Here is an 18992-nt window from a genome sequence, read left to right as displayed (position 1 = left end):
CTCACCCCGCCTTGCGGAGTTCGCGCTGCGCGTCGGGATGAACCGCCAGCTCAAGCTGCTCGCCGGGAAGCATGAGGTCGTCAAGCGGCGTGCCGTTGGCCACCGGAGTCTTGCCGTCCAGCCGCGTAAGCTTCAGCGGTTCGAAGCGCCTGACCGCTTCAGCGAGCGAGGCTTCGAGCTTCTTCTTCGTCGCATCGTCGACCTTCGCCCACGGCTCGCGCCCGCGACACTTGGGGAAGCGCGAACAGCCGAGCCACGGCCCGCGCTTGCCTTCCCGCAGGTTCAACGCCGCATCGCACTTGGTGCACTTGAGGTCCGTGACCAACGGAGGCGGCGCCGGGAACTTGAGCGTGCGCTTCTTCTTGTCCAGATTCAGGACGAACTTGGTCTTCGGGTTCTCGCTGGTCAGGAAGTCGCCGAAGCGTCCGGTGCGCAGCACCATCGGTGAGCCGTCGACGGGGCAGAGGAGATCGATCTTCTGCGTGAGCTGGGGCCGCCCGTCGCGGTCGATCGGGCTGGCGAAGTCGCACTCGGGATACGCGGTGCAGGAGAGGAAGCGACCGTTCTTGCCGAAGCGATACGCCGTGCGGCTGCCGCACTTGGGGCAGGCGTAGATGGCGGGCACGAGCTCCGCCTTGGCGTGGGTCATGCGCTCGTCGGCGTGATCGAGCGCCTCCCGGAAAGGTCCGTAGAAATCCCGCAGCATCTTCTGCCACGAGATGTGCTCCTCCTCGATCAGGTCGAGCTGCTTCTCCATCTCGCGCGTGTAGCCGACATCCATGAGGTCGGGGAAGCCCTGGACGAGCTTGTCCGAGACGACCATGCCGCGATCGGTGGCATGGAAGCGGCGATCGACCTGCTCCACATACTTCTGGCGCTCGATCGTGTTGATGATCGAGGCGTAGGTCGAGGGTCGGCCGATGCCTTCCTCCTCGAGCTTCTTGACGAGGCTCGCCTCGGTGAATCGCGGCGGCGGATTCGTGAACTTCTGGATCGGCTCGATCGAGAAGGGAGCGAGCGCGGCGCCTTCCTTGAGCTCGGCTGGAAGCACCGGATCATCGGCGGACTCGGGCTCGCCGAAGGCCTTGTAGAAGCCATCGAACGCAAGCTGTCGGCCACTCGCCTTGAAGAGCGGCGCCTTGCTCGCGGGCTTCGGTGCACCCTCATCGCTGCGGCGCAGGGTGACGCTCGTTGAGTCCCATTCGGCATTCACCATCTGGCAGGCGACGAAGCGCCGCCAGATGAGGTCGTAGAGCTTCCACTGCTCCTCCGAGAGCTTGCCGCGCAGCGACGCGGGCGTGCGCGTGACATCGGTGGGGCGGATGGCTTCGTGTGCTTCCTGCGCCGCCTTGTTGCTCGAACCGAAGAAGTTGGGCTTCTCCGGCAGGTACTTGGTGCCGAACGCGCGGCCGATGTGGTCGCGCGCCATGCCGATCGCCTCACCCGAGAGGTGCGTCGAATCGGTGCGCATGTAGGTGATGAGCGCCACAGGACCCTCGCCGGGAATGGCGACGCCCTGATAAAGCTGCTGCGCGAGCGCCATCGTGCGGTCGGTGTGGAAGCCGAGCACGGAGCTCGCGCCGATCTGGAGTGAGCTCGTGATGAACGGCGGGTAGGGCCGACTGGTGGTGCGCTTGCGCTCGATCGATTCGACGGTGTAGCGCACACCCGGACCGATCCGGCCGCGAACCGTCCGCACGATTGACGCGGGCCCCTTGCCCTCCGGGTCGGGCTTCGACTCGACCGAGATGTCGACGAGCCCGGTCGCCTCGGCGGCCTTCATGACCGCAGCCGTCAGGTCGAGGGGCTCTCGGCCGGCGGCCGCACCTGGCGCAAGTCCCGATCCGTCGCTCGTAGCAACCCCAACCGACTCGAGGGCGGTTGCGCCGATCTCGAACTTCTCGCCGTTCAACTCAACCAGTTCGCATTCGAGCGCCTTGTGCTCGGAGAGCCACTTGAGCCGCGCGGCGCGATTCGGTACTCGTCCGCGCGCATCGGGCGTGGACTGGAAGCGCTCCCACTCCGGCCCGAGCTTTGAGGCGAGGTCGAGCCCAAAGGTCATCTCCGCATCGATCTGCCAGCGCTCGTCAGGAATGAACGCGCGGATCTCCCGCTCGCGCTCGACGATCAATCGCAGCGCCACGCTCTGCACGCGACCGGCGCTTGTGCCTCGCGCCACCTTCTTCCAGAGGAGCGGCGAGACCTGGTAGCCCACGATCCGATCGAGAATGCGCCGCGCCTGCTGAGCATTGACCTTGTCGAGGTCGATCTGCCTTGGGTGTTCGAACGCGCGGCGAATCTCATCCTTCGTGATCGCATTGAAGACCACGCGCTTCGCCTGCTCCGCCTTGACTCCGAGCAGTTCGGCGAGGTGCCACGCGATCGCCTCGCCTTCGCGGTCAAGGTCGGTCGCGAACCAGATTTCACTTGCTTCCCGCGCCGCCTTGCGGAGTTCGGTCGCAATCTTCTGCTTCTCGGGAAGGACCTGGTACTCGGGTTCGAAGTCGTTTTCGAGGTCAACACCGGGGACCGGCTGCTTCGATCCCTTGGGCGCCTTGCCCGGCAGGTCTCGAATGTGACCCACGGACGCCTTCACCACGAAGTCGCCGCCCAGATACTTGTTGATGGTCTTCGCCTTGGCCGGGCTCTCGACGATGACGAGCTTGCGGCCTCGCACGGAAGCCACCGGCGGATCGCCCGCCTCGGCCACTCCCGCCGCGGTGTCCGCACGGCCCCGGCGCAAGGCTGGGTCCTTCGCGGCTTTCGACGAGGTTTTCTTCCGTGCAGCCATGATGAGGTTCGGCGAACAACCGGGATTGGCGGGGTCGCTTCAGGACGAGACGCCTCTCCGGGGGGCGGATTGAAGCGATCGGCTCATCGCTCCGTCAAGGTGAATCCTTTGAGCGGCCAATAACCAAGGACCCGTTCCACCAGAGCTTCGGGTCCCATTTCTCCATCGAGCCAGAGGGTGTTCGGGATCAGCCGAAAGCGCCGAAGCCAGGTGCGTTGCTGCTTTCCCAAGCGACGGGAGCGGATCTTCGTCTCTTCAGTCGCCTCTTCCAGCGTGACTCGACCGGCAAGGTGCTCGGCCATCTCCCGGTAGCCGACCGCCTCAATCGCCTGCCGCGTGAGAGGGCCCTTGGCCAGGAGCGCCCGCACTTCCTCGACGAGCCCGCGCTTCAGCATGGTCCGGACGCGCTCATTGATGCGCCGGTTGATCGCGTCAACCGGCCACTCGAGCCCGACGAGCGAGAGGCCCTCGGGCAGGGGACGCGGAGTGTCGCTCCACTGCGTGCGAAGGACCGAAGGCGCCTTTCCGGTCAGTCGATGCAGTTCGAGCGCCCGCAGCGTGCGTCGTCGGTCGTTCGAGTGAATCCGCGCCGCCGCTTCCGGGTCGATCGCTTCAAGGCGCGCCCGGGCCTCTGCCGTCGGCAGCGACTCGAGCTCCTGTCGAAGTGTTGGATCGACCTCAGGTGCCTGGACGACGCCCTCAAGAAGTGCCCGCACATAGAGATTCGTGCCGCCGACCACGATCACCGCCGCGCCGCGCGCGTGGGCCGAGTCGATCGCCTCCCGAGCGCCGCGAAGCCACTGCGCCATGGTGAACTCACCCTCGTGTGGATTGGCGCAGTCGATGAGATGGTGCGGCGCAACTGAGCGCTCCTCGGGTGTCGGCTTCGCCGTTCCGATGTCCATGCCCCGATAGACCTGCATGCTGTCGGCGGAGACGATCTCGATGTTGCGAACGCGCCGCGCAATGGCGAGCGCGAGTGCGGTCTTTCCCCCTGCGGTCGGGCCGGCGAGCAGGAGCGTCGGGCCGTTGAAGGGTTCCTGGGCGTCGCTCGATCGGCGCGGCGTGCTCACCCGCGTATATTCCCCCTCGAGGAATCCCGTGGCAAAGCGCACCATCGACAGCGTGGAAGTGGCGGACCAGCGAGTCTTCGTGCGGGCGGACTTCAATGTCCCCCTGGATGGTCGGGAAATCACGGACGATCGGCGCATTCGCCTGACGCTCCCGACCCTCGAGAGCGTTCTTTCCCGCGGCGGCAGCATCATCGCCGCGAGCCACCTCGGCCGACCCGAGGGCAAGGGCTTCGAGGCGGACTCCTCGATCGAGCCGGTCCGGAAGAAGCTCGAAGAACTCCTCGGATCGAAGGCTCGAGGCGGAGTGAAGCTCGTCGGCAAGGTCCCCACCGATCCCGAAGCGGCGGCGGCAGCGGCGGCACTGAAGCCGGGCGAGGTGCTCCTCCTTGAGAACCTCCGTTTCGAGAAGGGCGAGAAGAAGGGAGACCCCGCCTTCGCCGCCAAGCTCGCGGGCTACGGAACGATCTACTGCAACGATGCCTTCGGCGCCAGTCACCGCACCGACGCGAGCATGCTTGCGCTGCCGATGGCCATGAAGCCCCGTCATCGTGTCGCGGGACTTCTGCTCGCTCGTGAACTGATCTACCTCTCGGAGACCCTCGCCAACCCGGCGCGACCATTCGTCGCGATCCTCGGTGGCGCGAAGGTCTCCGACAAGCTGCCCGCGTTGAAGAACCTGATCGGGCGCGTGGAGTCGATCATCGTGGGAGGCGCGATGGCATACACCTTCCTCCTCGCGCAAGGGCACTCGATGGGTCGAAGCCGCGTCCAATCGGAGATGGTCGATGACGCGAAGGCCATTCTCGCCCTTGCCGCGGAGAAGGGCACCCAGATCATCCTGCCGCTTGACCATGTCTGTGCGGCGGAGCTTGCGCCGTCGGCGGTGACACGCACAGTCTGCGGTGACATTCCTGGAGACTTGATGGGCCTCGACATCGGTCCCGCGTCCGAGGAGGCGTTTGCCAGCCACCTGCTCAAGGCGAAGACCATCGTCTGGAACGGGCCAATGGGCGTCTTTGAAACACCACCGTTCAATCGCGGGACCAATGCCATCGCCAAGGCCGTTGCCGAAGCCACTCGGCGCGGTGCTACGACCATTGCCGGCGGCGGTGACACGGCGGCGGCCGTCGAGGCGGCGGGGGTGGCGGAGCAGTTGAGCCACATCTCGACCGGGGGTGGGGCAAGTCTCGAAATGCTCGAAGGCAAGCACTTCGAGAGCCTTGATGCCCTGGAAGACGCCTGATCGGACCGCCTCCGGAGTCGAAGGAGTTGAATCCCGTGGGAAGTGCCGCGGTATAGTGGACCAACAGATCGGAGATCTTCCATGACACAGAGTGTTCTCGCCCGCATCTCGCTCGCTGCCGCACTCGTCCTTGTTTCGATCGCCGGGGTCGGAACCGCGGTCGAAGCTGCTCCGCAGCAGGACAAGAAGTTGAAGCTCGGTGACGCCGCGCCGCCGCTGGATGGCATCACCGACTGGGTGCAGGGCGAGAAGCCGAACCTCAATGTCGGCGTGCATGTGATCGAGTTCTGGGCGACCTGGTGTGGTCCATGCCGGCGCGCGATTCCGCACCTGAACCGCATCTATCGCAAGTATCAGAGCCCGGCGTTCAGTGTGGTGGGCGTTGCCGCCGACGAGCGAGGGACGGCGATGCAGGAGAATGTGACCGGTGTTCGCAACTTCGTGAAGCAGCAGGGGGCGGCAATGTCGTACCGAGTCGCGGTCGACACGGCTCAGGATGCCAAGCGACGCTACATGGAGGCGGCAGGGCGCTCCGGCATTCCATGCACCTTCGTCATCGGACGCGGCGGTCGAGTCCTCTGGATCGGCAACCCCCACGACGATCGATTCGAGAAGATTGTGGATTTGGCCATCGCCAACAAGTACGACCCGATTCTGACTCCCAAGGGCTTCGAGGCGCTCGAAGCCGCGAAGCGGGCCGCAAACCTCCGCAACTGGCGCGAGGCGTACATGCACTTGGACAAGGGTGTGGAGGTCGATCCTCCGCTCTTCGGGTGGTTGATCGTCGAGCGCTATGTGATGACGCTCGAGCAGGAGAAGAATGAGGCCGAGGCGAAGGCGTACCTCCGCCGGATGTTCCCGGGGATTGCGACCGACCCGTACTCCCTCGGCATCGTCGTTGACGCCCTCTGCAAGGACCCGCGGATCAGCACCCGGGATCTCGATTCGGCGATGGTGTTCGCCGAGCAGATGAAGCGCGCCTCAGGCGCCATGCAAGCGCCCGGGCTCGCGGCCGTGGCCCTCGTGCACGCGACCCGCGGAGAACTCGATCAGGCCGTGGAAGTCCAGACCACAGCGTTCCTCGGTGCGCCCGTCGACGAAAAGCCTGAAATGAAGCGACGCCTTGACGAGTATCAGCGCATGAAGGCGCGACGCGATCAGGCCAAGCTCTTCTCCGAGTGAGAGAGACCTTCACCTTGCGGATTCGGCAGCGACCTCACGCGTGACTCCCTCGCCCGCCACCGGAAGTGTGACGCCGACCATGACGACCTTTCGCTCGCCGCCATCAGGCCCCCTGGTGGCGGCGAGTGTGCTTTCGGCGGACTTCACACGACTGGGCGATGAGTGTCTGGCCGTCGTTCAGGCTGGGGCCGATGCGATCCATGTGGATGTCATGGATGGCCACTTCGTGCCGAACCTCTCGATGGGTCCTGCCATCTGCGCCGCGGTGCGTCGCGCGGTGCCGTCGACCATGATCGATGTGCACCTGATGGTCGAGGACCCCGGCGCCTTTCTCAAGCCGTTCGCTGAGGCAGGGGCAAACCACTGCACCGTGCACCTTGAAGCGAAGGGCGATCATGCGGCGCTGGCGGAGCAGGCGCATCGACTCGGCATGAGCGCCGGCCTTGCGCTCAATCCGGACACGCCGATCGAGAGCGCGTGGCCGCTCCTTGATCGCTTCGATCTCGTGCTCATCATGAGCGTGCACCCCGGGTTCTCCGGTCAGAAGTTCATCAGCTCGGTGCTCGACAAGGTTCGCGCCGTTCGGGCACGCCTCGGAACTCGGGTTCGGGTCGAGATCGACGGAGGCGTCTCGCCGGCTACCGCGCATGCCTGCGTCGAAGCCGGCTGCGATGTCCTCGTCAGCGCGAGCGCGCTCTTCGGCTCAAGGGACTATGCCGGAGCGATCGCTTCGCTCCGAGGCTCGGGGGGCGGTACGATCCGCGTCTGACGAGGAGCACGCGTGGCTGAACAGATCTGGGAACCACAGGAGACGGTCGCCAAGAAGGGGGTCCCCGACGGGCTCTGGCTTCAGTGCCCCGCGTGCGGAGAGAGCATCTTCCGCAAGAGCCTCGAAGCGAACCTCCATGTCTGCCCGCGCTGCGACCATCATCACCGCATCAGCGGCCGGATGCGCGTCCAGCAACTCGTCGACCCCGACAGCTTCGAGGCGATGAACGCCGACATGGCGCCGATGGATCCCCTGCACTTTGTCGATCAGAAGCCCTACCTGGCGCGGATCTCCGAGGCCCAGCGCAAGACCGGCGAGAATGACGGCATCCAGACGGGAACCGGCTTCATCAAGGGTCGCAAGGTCGTGCTGGCGGCGCTCGACTTCACCTTTCTGGGCGGCTCCATGGGATCGGTCGTGGGGGAGAAGATCACGCGCTGCGTCGAGTGCGCCACGGACCAGGATCTGCCGCTCATCGTCGTGAGTTGTTCAGGCGGGGCCAGAATGCAGGAGTCGGGCTTCTCGCTCATGCAGATGGCGAAGACCTCGGCCGCGCTCGCCCGCTTCGATGCGGCCGGCGGATTGTTCATTTCGATTCTTGCTGACCCGACCACCGGCGGCGTCACGGCGAGCTTCGCCATGCTCGGCGATGTGATCCTCGCGGAGCCGCGTGCCATGATCGGCTTTGCGGGGCCGCGGGTGATTGCGCAGACCATCCGTCAGGAACTCCCCGATGGCTTCCAGACCTCGGAGTTCCTGCTCGACAAGGGTTTCGTCGATCGGATCGTGCACCGCTCCCAGCTCCGCAGTGAGATCAGCCGCGTCATCGACTATGCGGGCAAGTGACCTTCTCCCGAGCGGGCGACGCGTCGCGCGGGAGCGGCCTGCGGCGGTGCCAGAGCCATGACGGCTCCGTCCGCGGTCGCGCCGTCTCCAGGGCGTTGGCGCACGCTTTTCATGGTTGCGGGTTGCACGCTCGCCTATGGACTCCTGCTGCTCGCGTCGTTTCCTCCGTGGAGCCTCTGGATTCTCGCGCCGGTGGTCATCACGCCGCTCGTGATCGCGGCCGTGCACCTCGCCCGCGCGAGTGGGGCGGTCAGGCTCGCGGGTGTCGCGATCGTCTGGCTCTTCGCGCTGCCGGCGTGGCTGTGGACCGAGCGCTGGATCATCGATGTCAGCGACGCCGGATGGCCCGCCCTCTCGGCGCTCATGGCCATCTGGCCGGCGCTCTTCGTCGGCGGGCTCGCGCGCGTCGTCCGCACGAGCCCGGGGCTCTCGTGGCGCGCGATTCCACTGGCCGCAGCGCTCCTCTGGACCGGCATCGAGTGCTTCCGTGCGCATCTCTTCTTCGATGGCTATCCCTGGTATCTGCTGGCCCATCCGCTGATCGACGCGACCTGGGTGGCGCAGATCGCCGCATTGGGCGGAGTCACGGTGCTGAGCGCCGTTTGTGCGTGGACCGGCTCCGAAGTGGCGCGAGTGATCATCCATCGAGAGAGCAGACCACGGCCTTGGAAGGCGCTCGCCCCGGTGGTCTCGGCGTGGATCGTCGTGATCGTGATCGGACCGATCGAACTCGGGCGCCTCGACCTTCGCCCCGGCCCTTCATTGGCCGTCATCCAGACGAATGTGCCCTCGAGCAACAAGGTGGCGTGGAAGTTCGAACAGCAGATCAGGGACTTCGAGCGCTTCCGAGATCTCTCGGTCGAAGCGATCGTTGAAGCGCGTCGGCGAGGGAGCGATCTTCAACTGATCGCATGGCCGGAGACGATGCTCCCCGGCTTCGGGCTTGAGCGGGACACCATTCGACTCCAAATCGCTCTTCAAACTCCGCCTGCCGACCTCTTCTCCTCGGCCATCGAGGAACTGGTGGAGAAGGGGGGCGTGCCCATGCTCCTCGGAAGCAACGCCTTTGAAGGGTTGACGGAGGATGGTCGGCGTTGGCACTGGCACCGGCGCTACAACAGCGCCTATCTCGTGCGCGGGGAGCCGCCGTACGAGCGCTACGACAAGATGCAGCTCACCCCCTTCGGCGAGACGATGCCGTACATCCGCGCCTCGAAGTGGCTCGAGCAGAAGCTCCTTGATCTCGGGGCCCGGGGTTTCACCTTCGACCTCGATGAAGGCACCGAACTCGTCGTGTTCACCCTCGGCGATGGAACGCGGATCGTGACTCCGATCTGTTTCGAGATCACGATCCCGGGGCTCTGTCGAAGGCTCGTCGTCGAAGCTGGTGAGCGACGCGCCGATCTCATCATCAATCTCTCCAATGACGGCTGGTTCGGTTCGGTCGACGACGGGCGTCGAGCTCACGAACTCGCGGCCCGCTGGCGCGCGGTCGAGCTTCGGACGCCGGTCGTCAGGGTCGCCAACACGGGGCTCAGTTCGCTCATCGATCCAGCGGGTCGGGTGATCACCCGCCTTCCTCCGCGCGAGGATGGCTGGCTGCTGGTCGAGCCGCCGCTGGCGAAGGGCCTGTCGCTCTACGCCCGAATCGGGGATGTAGGATCGTGGATCATGATGCTCGGCGCCGCACTTCTCGCAGCAAGGACCTTCATGCCCAATCATCGCCGCGCTCGTTCATCCGCTCGTGCCATGGCGCTCTTCGCGCTGCTGGCGCTGCCGCTCGCCTGCGATGCGCCGCCTGCGAAGCGTTCGCCGCAACCCACGCCCCCGGTCGCCTCACCGGGAGTGGCCCGCGCTGACCTCGGTCTCAACGCGCCGGTTGATCAGCAGGCCTGGAGCACGCGCGAGCAGAGCGTGGCGCCTGAAGTCGCTCGGGCATCGAGTGAATCTCCGGCGCGGCCGACCTCGCCCGGGATTCCCGTGATGAGTTCGGGCAGCGCCTATCGCAGCGCGGTTGATCTCCTTCAGACTGCGGCCCGATCAAACTCGCCGATCCTCGTCGCCAATGCGATCGAGGAGTTGACCATCGACCCTGAGGCGCTGCGGCCTGTCGTCGGCAAGGCGCTCGTCCATCCCAATCGAGGTGTTCGCTTCGTTGCGGCGATGGCCGTCGGCAAGGCGCGGCTCGATGAGATGGCGAATCTCGTTCAGCCCCTGTTGATGGATCAGAGCGAGTCCGTCCGTGCCGCCGCCATCTTCGCGCTCGCCCGCCTGGGTTTGCCGGTGGACATGACGCCGCTCGCCGAGATGGTGCGAAGCGACAACCCAGAGGTCCGTGGAAACGCCGTGATGATCCTCGGTGACCTGGGGAATCCCTCGGCGATTCCACTCCTTCGCAGCACCATCGGACTCGGCATGACCCGCGCCGATCCCGCCCGGCGCCGCATTACCGACCTCCAGACCGCCGAGGCGCTCGCGAAGCTCGGCGAAGATTCGGAGCTCGAGCCGATTCGGGCGGCTCTCTTCGCTCCATCGCACCAGGCGGAGTTCATCGCGCTCGCCTGCCAGATGGTGGCCCGAATCAGGGACGGCGGATCGATCGGAACCCTCCAGGCCGTGGCGTATGCGGGCGGGGACGCGACGCGGCCGCCGGAGATTCGCCTTCTCGCCCTGATCGCACTTGCCGATCTCGGCGCCGGCGACCCGACCATCTGCACCGACTTTGCCCGGACCTGGCTCATGGACCGTAATCCGCAGCTTCGCTCCCTCGCGGTCCGGGCGATGGCGGCGTGCGGCCACGGGTCCGCACTTCCGCAGGTGGAGGCGCGCCTCTACGACTCAAATCCGGAGGTTCAGATTGCCGCCGCCGGGGCATTGCTCCGGCTTGCCGCAGGTGGACACATTCCCCGGAGTCGTTGACAGGACGCGAGGCGTCGATGTACAACCAAGACTTGCGATTTTCATTCGCTCCATTGCCCCAGTGGCGAACGAACGCTCGCTGGATCGCCTGAGGACCATCCGTGCACATCCTGACCAAGATTTTCATCGTCATCGTGTCGCTCTTCACCGTGGCCCTCGTGCCGCTGGTGATGGTCAATGCCGCCAACGAGCGAACCTTCAAGAGCCGCTGGGAGTCGGAACAGGCTCGCGCCAACGAGGCGATTCGTGATCGAGACGCCACCCGCGCTCGATCGGAGAGCGAACTTCAGGCTCGCTCGATCGAACTCGAGGGACTGAAGGTCGCGCTTCGGGAGTCCGAGGCTCGCAACAGTGAGTTCCGAAGCCAGATCACCACCCGCGATAGCGAGCTGATCGGTCTTCGCGCTCGGCAGGATGACTTCAACGCGATCATGAAGACCTACGCCGAGAACGACAAGGCGAAGACTGAGATCGTGAACATGCTCAACCGCGAGATCATTGCGGTGCGCAGCCGGCTGACGCAGGTGGAGCAGGAGTTCGTGAAGCTCGACGAGGACCTGACGGCCACCCGCGCGAAGCTTGATGTCGCCGACGCCTCGCGTCGCGCCCTCCAGGAAGAGGTTCAGCGCCTCATGGAAGAGCGCGATCAGGCGATGAGCACCATCAGCAAGTTCGTCGCGTGGGTCGGACCGCTGCCCACGGGCGGCAATGTCTCCTCCATGACCGACGCGCTGCGGATTCCCGCCGATCGGTCGCTCTCGGCCACCATCATTCAGGTGCGGCGCGGGCCTGATTCGGTGCTTGCGGAAATCAACGCCGGCAGCCGTGATGGCGTTCAGCCGGGCTGGGTCATGACCATCGCCGATGGCGGCAAGTTCATCGGGAACCTCCGTCTGACCACCGTGGACCTGACCCGGTCGACCGGCGTGGTGGAACTCGAAGATTCGCAGGCTCGCGGCGAAGTGCGCACCGGCCAGAAGGCCGTGGCCCGAAAGGGCGAGTGATCGCATCGTTGCGTCCACTCTGCTCTCACGCCGTCGACTCTCCGTTCGCTCACCTTTGGTGCATTCATGACCCAGCTCACCACACCCGTCGCCCGAACCGGCAGCCGCCCGGATGTCTACTCGGGTCTCCTGGCCGCGGCGGCGCTGATGCTGCTCGTCGGGATCATCTTCGTGGCCTTGCGGAATGTGGAGCAGACCACGGTGCAGGGTCAGACCGGGGGACCGTTGCACTATCTCGAGCGCTGAACACGCGGCGGCGTGACTGCACCGCCGCAAGGAGGCGATCGCGGTGAATCTCGACTCGCTGCTTGGGTGGTTCAGCGTCGACATGGGTATCGACCTGGGGACCTGCAACACGCTCGTGTGCGTCCGGGGCGAGGGCATCGTGCTCAACGAGCCTTCCGTGGTGGCGGTACGCAAGGGCACCAACAAGGTCATCAACAATGGGACCGCCGTGGGTTGGGCGGCGAAGGAGATGCTCGGCAAGACTCCGGGCTCGATCAGCGCCATTCGCCCGCTCAAGGATGGCGTCATCAGTGACTTCGAAATCACCGAGGCGATGCTGAGCTACTTCATCCGCAAGGTGAATGGGCGCAGCCGGGTCATCGGGCCGCGCGTCGTCATCGCGGTGCCGAGCGGCATCACCGCCGTCGAGAAGCGGGCCGTGCTCGACTCCGCCGAGCGGGCGGGTGCTCGGCGGGTCTATCTCGTCGAAGAGCCGATGGCCGCCGCGATGGGCGCTGGGCTTCCGTTCCTTGAGCCGACGGCGAGCATGATCGTCGACATCGGCGGAGGCACGACCGAGGTCGCGATCATGAGCCTCGGCGACATTGCCAGTTGCGAGAGCGTCCGCGTGGCGGGCGATGACCTCGACGAGGCGATCATCAGCCACATGAAGAAGCACTACTCGCTCACGATCGGCGAGCAGACGGCTGAGAAGATCAAGATCGAGATCGGCTCGGCGGCGCCGGTGACGGAGACGCTCACCATGGAGGTGCGCGGGCGGGACATGGTCACCGGACTTCCGCGGAAGACTGTCGTCACGAGTGATGAGATTCGCGAGGCACTCGCGGAGCCCTGTCGGGCGATCACCGAGGCGGTGCTTCGCACCCTCGAGAAGGCCGAGCCCGAGCTTGCGGCCGACCTCGTCAACAACGGCATCACCCTTGCCGGTGGCGGAGCGCTCCTGCGCGGCATTGATGTCGTCCTTTCGAACGCCACGGGGCTCGAGGTGAAGATCGCCGATGAGCCGCTGACCTGCGTCGCTCGCGGGACCTCGATCTATCTCGACAATCTCGAGCTGCTCAAGGTCACCATGGAGTCCGATGCGGATGGCCCGTGAGTGGCGCCACGCCTGAAGAGGAGGCGACATTCTTCGGGTGCGCTCTCAACATCGCCGGTCGAAGTTTGCCCTCATGGTGGTCATGGGAGTGGCGGCATGCATGCCCCCGGCGTGGCTTGCGCCGTGGAGCAGCGATGTCGCGGCGATCGCAGCGGTGCCGATCCGTCCACTCGAGTGGACGCTCGCGCGCGTGCGTCGGGCGCTGCGGCCGGCGGCGACGGCGCCGGGAGATATCGACGAGCGCCTGCGCGAACTGACCGAAGACCGGGATCACTATCGAGCGCTCTGGTTTGCCGAACGGCTTCGCGTGGGCGAGGTCGAGGCGAGGCTTGAGGCGGTGGAGGCGGTCCGGCGCTTGGACCGCTCCGGTGCGAGGCCGATCTCCGCGTCGATTCTGGCCCATGTCGCGGGTCCGGGCTCCGAACTTCTCGCCGTGGATGTCGGGCGCGACGCAGGCGTCAGCGCCGGTGATCCGGTCGTCGTCAAGGGCGACCGTCTGCTGGGCCGGATCGCCGACCAGCCACAGTCGCACCGGGCGCTGATCGTGCCGACGACCCATCGATTGAACGGACGGATCGACGCACTCATCGACCCGGGGAGCGGCGGTGATCCTTCCGGCGGTGATGCCGCCTTCGTGCCGGTGCAACTCTCGCCGCAGGGTGGTGATCGTCTTGTGGGGGAGATCGCGGCCGGTGGTCGCGTGGCGGTCGGAGACATCGTGCGCCTCGCCGATCCTGCGTGGAAGCGGGCGGCGCAGGGGATGAGACTGGGCGTCGTGCGCTCGATGCGACCGCTCGACAGCAATCCGCTGCGCCTGCGCATCGAGGTCATTCCCGAGGTGGAGGTCTCGCGGGTCGGCGTGGTGGTGGTCAAGGGGGACGCCGAGCCGTGAGGTTCGCCCTCTTCATTCTTGTGCTTGGAGTCACCCTCGCTGTCGACGCTGCGCTGATGCCCGCGCTCGAGCTCGGCGGCGCGGTTCCTTCGACCACCGCCATCTTGGTCGTGTTCGTGCTGCTCCTCGCGTCGCGCGACGCGGCATGGTTCGCGGCGGTGGCCGGAGGGGCGGCGCTCGACCTGATGGCGCCGATTCCCTTCGATGGCCGAACGATCGTCGTCGTCGGGCCATGGGCGCTGGGTTTCGCCTTCGGAGGCCAACTCGTCCTGACGCTGCGCGGTGCCCTCGTGCGCCGACATGCGCTGACGCTGGCGGTGGCGACCTTCGTCTTCCTGATGGCGTCGACCGTCGTGTGGTGCGCCATCTGGTCGCTTCGAGGGTGGCTGCCTGAGTCGCTGCCACCATGGGGAGGCGACTCGGTGCTTCGAGAGTTCGCCATGCGAAGCCGCTGGGCGCTCTGGTCGGGTGCCGTTGCCCTGCCGATTGGCTGGTTGCTGATGCGCACCATTCCCGCGTGGGGCTTCCCGGGCGTGGCGGGGCGATCGCTGAGGTAAGCGCCCCGGAGCCTGCCGCCGTCCACTGTTAGAGTGCATCCATGGCGCGATCACATCCGCCGATCATCCTCTTCGACGATGGCTTGGGTCGATTCGGGCCGCTGACTGACCTCCGCGCGAGCTTTGAACTCAGGAGTGGTGCGCTGTCCAACATCGAGCGTCTGGCGCCCGTCGCCGCACTCTGGAGTGCGCCGGACCTCGCACCTCTCCTTGACGCGAGGCACTCCCTTCCGGTCAATCGGATTCCCGAAGGAGTGGGTGAAGTGCTCCTCCTGAACGGTCGGCTCCTCGATGCGCGGCGCTTCGTCGATGCGACCACGCCTCTCTTTGAAAAGCGCAGTGGTCATCTCGTTGCGGCCCGGCTCTCCGCCGCGGCGGCGCTGCGCTGGCTGGAGCATGGGGATCTTTCCGGAGCCGCCGGGCGAGTGGAAGAGGATGGAACGCTCCTTGCGGCGAGGCCCTGGGACCTGCTCGAACCGTCGTCGTTCGCGGCGCGAATCGCCGACGATGTCCGGCAGCGCTTCGCCTCGCTGCCTTCTCTCGCCACTCGGGCGGGAGTGACCGTCATTGGCGCGGCACCCGCATTGGCCCATTCCTCGGCGACCGTGCTCCCCGGTGTCATCATCGATGCGCAGGAGGGGCCGGTGGTGATCGATGAAGGGGCGACGATCCGTCCCGGAGCGGTGCTTGTCGGGCCGACCTTCATCGGTGCTCGGTCGATTGTGGCCGAGCGAGCGCTGCTCAAGGCGCGCACGGTGATCGGTCCGCATTGCCGCGCGGCGGGCGAGATCGGGAACACGATCTTCCAGGGCTTCTCGAACAAGGCCCACGACGGTCACCTCGGCGACTCCTTCGTGGGCGAGTGGGTCAATCTCGGTGCGGGCACGACGAACTCGAACCTCCTGAACACCTACGGCGAAGTGACGCTGCGGCTTGAAGCCGATGCGCCGCTCGAGCGCAGCGGTCGCCAGTTCCTCGGTTCCATCATCGGCGACCACGCGAAGACAGCGATCCTGACGCGTCTCACGACGGGTTGCGTCATCGGCACCGGCGCGATGATCGCCACCAGTGTGTTCGCGCCGGCGTTCGTGCCGCGCTTCGCATGGCTGACCGATGATGGAAGCAGGCTCTACCGATTCGAGAAGTTCATCGAGGTGGCTCGCGCCGTCTGGTCGCGGCGCGGGGTCACGATGCCGCCGGCGATGGAGGCTCGACTTCGCGCCCTGCACAAGCGATCGCGCGGCACCTGGCCCACGGCCTCCGCGTGATGGGCGGTGAAGGAGCATGAGCCATCCGCCCACTCTCTACCTGATCGACGGTCACGCCCAGTTCTTCCGCGCCTATCACGCCATTCGCACCGGGCTGCGAAGCGCAATCACCAATGAGCCGACCAACATGGTCTTCGGCTTCACGGGCATGCTCACGAAGCTCCTGCGTGAGCAGACGCCGGAGTTTCTCGCGGTGGTGATCGATGCCTCGGGCGACCATGGGACCTTCCGGAGCCAGCTCTACCCGGAGTACAAGGCGCACCGCGATCCACCACCCGATGACTTCGAGCCGCAGGTCGAGCGCTGCATTGAGCTCTGCAAGTTGCTGCACATTCCCGTACTCGCGATCGAAGAGGTCGAGGCGGACGATGTCATTGCGACCGTGGTCGGGCGCGTCCGCCGCGAACACCCGGAAGTGCGCATCAGGATCGTCAGCAAGGACAAGGATCTCGGCCAGCTTCTCGATGAGCAAACGACACTCTTTGATGCGCACACCGGGGAAGAGCTCAATGTCGAGCGCCTTTTCGACTCCAAGGGCGTTTCGCCGTCTCAGGTCGTCGACATGTTGGCGCTCATGGGTGACACAGTCGATAATGTGCCCGGAGTCCGCGGCATCGGCCCCAAGACCGCAGCGGCGCTGATCACAGAGTTCGGCTCACTTGAGGCGCTCCTCGCCAATCTCGACAAGGTGAAGGGCAAGAAGCGCGAGGCGATCGAGCAGGCGCGTGGTGTGCTCGCGCTCTCGAAGCAACTGGTCGCACTCAAGGCCGATTGCGAGGTGCCCTTTGACCTCGCGAGCACCTGCGTTGATCTGCGCTCGATCGATCCGGCGGCGGTCCTCGAGCTCATGCACACGCTCGGCTTCGGGCGCCTGCGCGATGAGATCTCGGCGCTTCTCGGGGCGGGCACCGCGCGCCGCGCGGGCGAGACTCCGCCGGCCGGGCTCGCCGAGGGCGAGGTGCCAGCTGGTACGGCTTCGCGATCAAGGGGAAGAACGCGAGGGACGGGAACAGGCTCGAAGCCACCGACCAATGCAGGCGAGCGCGACGGTGGGCGAGAAGTTGACGGCTCGGGAGACGGTGAAACGGCCGCGGTCGCCGATGCGCTCGATGCGGAGGGCACGCTTTTCGCGGGGAGCGTCGGGGCCGGGAGTGATGGCGCCGATCTCTGGCTCGCTCATCCGGCGAGTGAAGCCTTCGCGAAGGGGGCCTATCGGCTGCTCAGGGATCCGGCGTCCATCGCCGACTTCGTGGCGCGGGCGCGCGAGGCGATCGCACGCGGAGCCAACCTCGCGGTTGACACCGAGACCGACGGTCTCTCACCGGTCAGAGCGAATCTCTGCGGCATCAGCCTGAGTCTCGGCGTTGGCACGGGGGTCTATATCCCAGTCCGATCGCCGGAGCCGTCGTCGCACTGCACACTCGATGAGGTCGTGGCGATCGTCGGGCCGCTCCTTTCGGACCCGGCGACACCTGTCATCGGTCACAACCTCAAGTTCGATCTCAATGTGCTGCGAAGGCATGGGGTGCGCATCGGCACGCTCGCAGGCGATTCAATGGTCGCGAGCTACCTCGTTGATTCGACCCGCGCGAGCCACGGTCTCGACGCCCTTGCCGAGAGCCTGCTCGGCTATCGATGCATCCCGATCTCGGCACTCATCGGACGGGGCCGGGAGATGAGGACCTTCGACACCGCGCCGCTCGACCGCGCGGCGACCTACGCGGCCGAGGACGCGGACATTGCATGGCGCCTTCATGAGCGCCTGATCCGAGAGGTCCGCGAGAAGGGGCTCGAAGCGCTCTATCGCGACCTCGAAGTGCCGATCGTGCGCGTGCTGGCGGAGCTTGAGTGGAACGGCATTCGCGTCGACGCGGAGGAGCTCGAAAGGCAGCGGGCCGGTCTCGAGAAGTCCATCCACGAGCTGCGTCGCCAGATCATCGACCTCGCGCCGCGCCCCTTCAATCCCGACTCACCCAAGCAGCTCGCCGAAGTGCTCTTTCGCAAGCCGACCGATGATCCACCGGGCCTTGGTCTGCCCGTCATCAAGCGCACGAAGACCGGCGCCAGCACCGATGTCGAAGTGCTTGAGAAGCTCACCCTGAACCCCGAGGTCACGAGTGAGCTCCCCTCGATGATCGTGCACTATCGCCGGCTCACCAAGCTGGTGAACACCTATCTCGTCGCGCTGCGCGAGGCGATCGACCCCAGTGACGGCCGCATTCACGCGAGCTTCCACCAGGCGGTGACGGCGACCGGCCGGTTGAGTTCAAGTGACCCCAATCTGCAGAACATTCCCATCCGGAGCGAGGTGGGGCGGGAGATCCGTCGCGCGTTCGTGGCCGATCCCGGGAACCTTCTTCTGGCCGCCGATTACTCGCAGATCGAGCTTCGTCTGCTCGCGCACCTCTCGGGCGATGAAGCGCTTCGGGAGGCCTTCCGCCGCGGCGATGACATCCACCGCGCGGTCGCTGCGGAGGTCTACGGCGTCCCCCCGGATCAAGTGAGCGACGAGCAGCGCTCCGCCGCGAAGATGGTCAACTTCGGCATCGTCTACGGCATTACGGCGTGGGGGTTGGCGCGACGGCTCGGAGGCGGCGCAACGGTGGAGCGGGCGAGGAAGATCATCGAGGACTACAAGGCCCGCTTTCACGGGATCGATGCCTTTCTCTCCGCGTGCGTGGAGCAGGCGCGGCGCGAGGGATTCGTCTCGACCATCATGGGGCGGCGTCGCCCCGTGCCCCAGGTGCACTCGCGCAATCCGGCCGAGCGAGCCCTGGGCGAGCGGATCGCGATCAACACGGTGGTGCAGGGGAGCGCCGCCGACCTCATCAAGCTCGCCATGATCGAGGTGCAGCGCCTCCTTCCGGAGCGCCACCCGGGCAGTCGCCTGCTTCTCCAGATTCACGATGAACTGGTGCTCGAAGTTCCCGCCGCCGATGCGGAGTCGCTGCGGATGAGCGTCGTCTCCAGCATGGAGGCGGCGATGGCGCTGAGCGTTCCGCTGCGCGTCGACACCGGTGTCGGCCCGAACTGGTTCGAAGCGTGATCGCTCCGGGAGCGGCCGACGAAGAGCCGGGAACCTGAACGCGCCGGTGGACTTGACGAG

At 66.1% G+C, this 18992-nt stretch carries 14 protein-coding genes; 12 read left to right on the top strand and 2 right to left on the bottom strand.

Annotation, left to right across the window (positions count from 1 at the left end; genetic code table 11):
- Position 1 precedes the first annotated feature (1 nt).
- Positions 2-2791: a topoisomerase DNA-binding C4 zinc finger domain-containing protein gene (locus KF724_05955; protein ID MBX3355223.1), complete on the bottom strand. Its 2790-nt coding sequence runs from the start codon at positions 2789-2791 to the stop codon at positions 2-4.
- Positions 2792-2874: 83 nt separating this feature from the next.
- Positions 2875-3909, bottom strand: coding sequence for a tRNA (adenosine(37)-N6)-dimethylallyltransferase MiaA (gene miaA / locus KF724_05950; protein MBX3355222.1), 1035 nt, complete (start codon positions 3907-3909; stop codon positions 2875-2877).
- Between miaA and KF724_05945 the strand changes: the two genes are divergently transcribed.
- From KF724_05945 to polA, 12 genes are all read left to right on the top strand, one after another.
- Positions 3893-5107, top strand: a complete 1215-nt coding sequence (locus KF724_05945; protein MBX3355221.1) for a phosphoglycerate kinase — start codon at positions 3893-3895, stop codon at positions 5105-5107. The two genes, miaA and KF724_05945, sit on opposite strands and share 17 nt — an antisense overlap.
- Before the next feature lie 81 nt (positions 5108-5188).
- Entirely contained in the window at positions 5189-6289 is a 1101-nt protein-coding gene (locus tag KF724_05940) for a TlpA family protein disulfide reductase (protein ID MBX3355220.1), read from the top strand.
- Between the two features lie 79 nt (positions 6290-6368).
- Positions 6369-7058 (top strand): ribulose-phosphate 3-epimerase, encoded by a 690-nt coding sequence (gene rpe, locus KF724_05935; GenBank protein ID MBX3355219.1) that lies wholly within the window; start codon positions 6369-6371, stop codon positions 7056-7058.
- A gap of 12 nt (positions 7059-7070) precedes the next feature.
- Complete coding sequence (gene accD / locus KF724_05930) at positions 7071-7904, top strand: acetyl-CoA carboxylase, carboxyltransferase subunit beta (GenBank protein MBX3355218.1); 834 nt, start codon at positions 7071-7073, stop codon at positions 7902-7904.
- A gap of 57 nt (positions 7905-7961) precedes the next feature.
- On the top strand, positions 7962-10823 hold the full coding sequence (gene lnt / locus KF724_05925; GenBank protein MBX3355217.1) for an apolipoprotein N-acyltransferase: 2862 nt from the start codon (positions 7962-7964) through the stop codon (positions 10821-10823).
- Positions 10824-10924: 101 nt separating this feature from the next.
- The gene (locus KF724_05920; protein MBX3355216.1) at positions 10925-11827 is read left to right on the top strand and encodes a hypothetical protein; all 903 of its coding nucleotides are present in this window, start codon (positions 10925-10927) and stop codon (positions 11825-11827) included.
- A 66-nt stretch (positions 11828-11893) separates the two neighbouring features.
- Entirely contained in the window at positions 11894-12073 is a 180-nt protein-coding gene (locus tag KF724_05915) for a hypothetical protein (GenBank protein ID MBX3355215.1), read from the top strand.
- Between the two features lie 58 nt (positions 12074-12131).
- The gene (locus tag KF724_05910) at positions 12132-13169 is read left to right on the top strand and encodes a rod shape-determining protein (protein MBX3355214.1); all 1038 of its coding nucleotides are present in this window, start codon (positions 12132-12134) and stop codon (positions 13167-13169) included.
- Between the two features lie 82 nt (positions 13170-13251).
- Positions 13252-14061: a hypothetical protein gene (locus tag KF724_05905; GenBank protein ID MBX3355213.1), complete on the top strand. Its 810-nt coding sequence runs from the start codon at positions 13252-13254 to the stop codon at positions 14059-14061.
- Entirely contained in the window at positions 14058-14618 is a 561-nt protein-coding gene (locus KF724_05900) for a hypothetical protein (protein ID MBX3355212.1), read from the top strand. The genes KF724_05905 and KF724_05900 overlap by 4 nt, the downstream gene beginning before the upstream one ends.
- A gap of 41 nt (positions 14619-14659) precedes the next feature.
- Positions 14660-15886, top strand: a complete 1227-nt coding sequence (locus KF724_05895; protein MBX3355211.1) for a hypothetical protein — start codon at positions 14660-14662, stop codon at positions 15884-15886.
- Between the two features lie 16 nt (positions 15887-15902).
- Positions 15903-18932 (top strand): DNA polymerase I, encoded by a 3030-nt coding sequence (polA, locus tag KF724_05890; GenBank protein MBX3355210.1) that lies wholly within the window; start codon positions 15903-15905, stop codon positions 18930-18932.
- Positions 18933-18992 lie beyond the last annotated feature (60 nt).

The organism is Phycisphaeraceae bacterium (assembly GCA_019636735.1).
Classification (GTDB): domain Bacteria; phylum Planctomycetota; class Phycisphaerae; order Phycisphaerales; family SM1A02; genus VGXK01.
The sequence above is the reverse complement of the archived record's forward strand: the minus strand, read 5'-3'. Positions and strand labels throughout refer to the sequence as shown.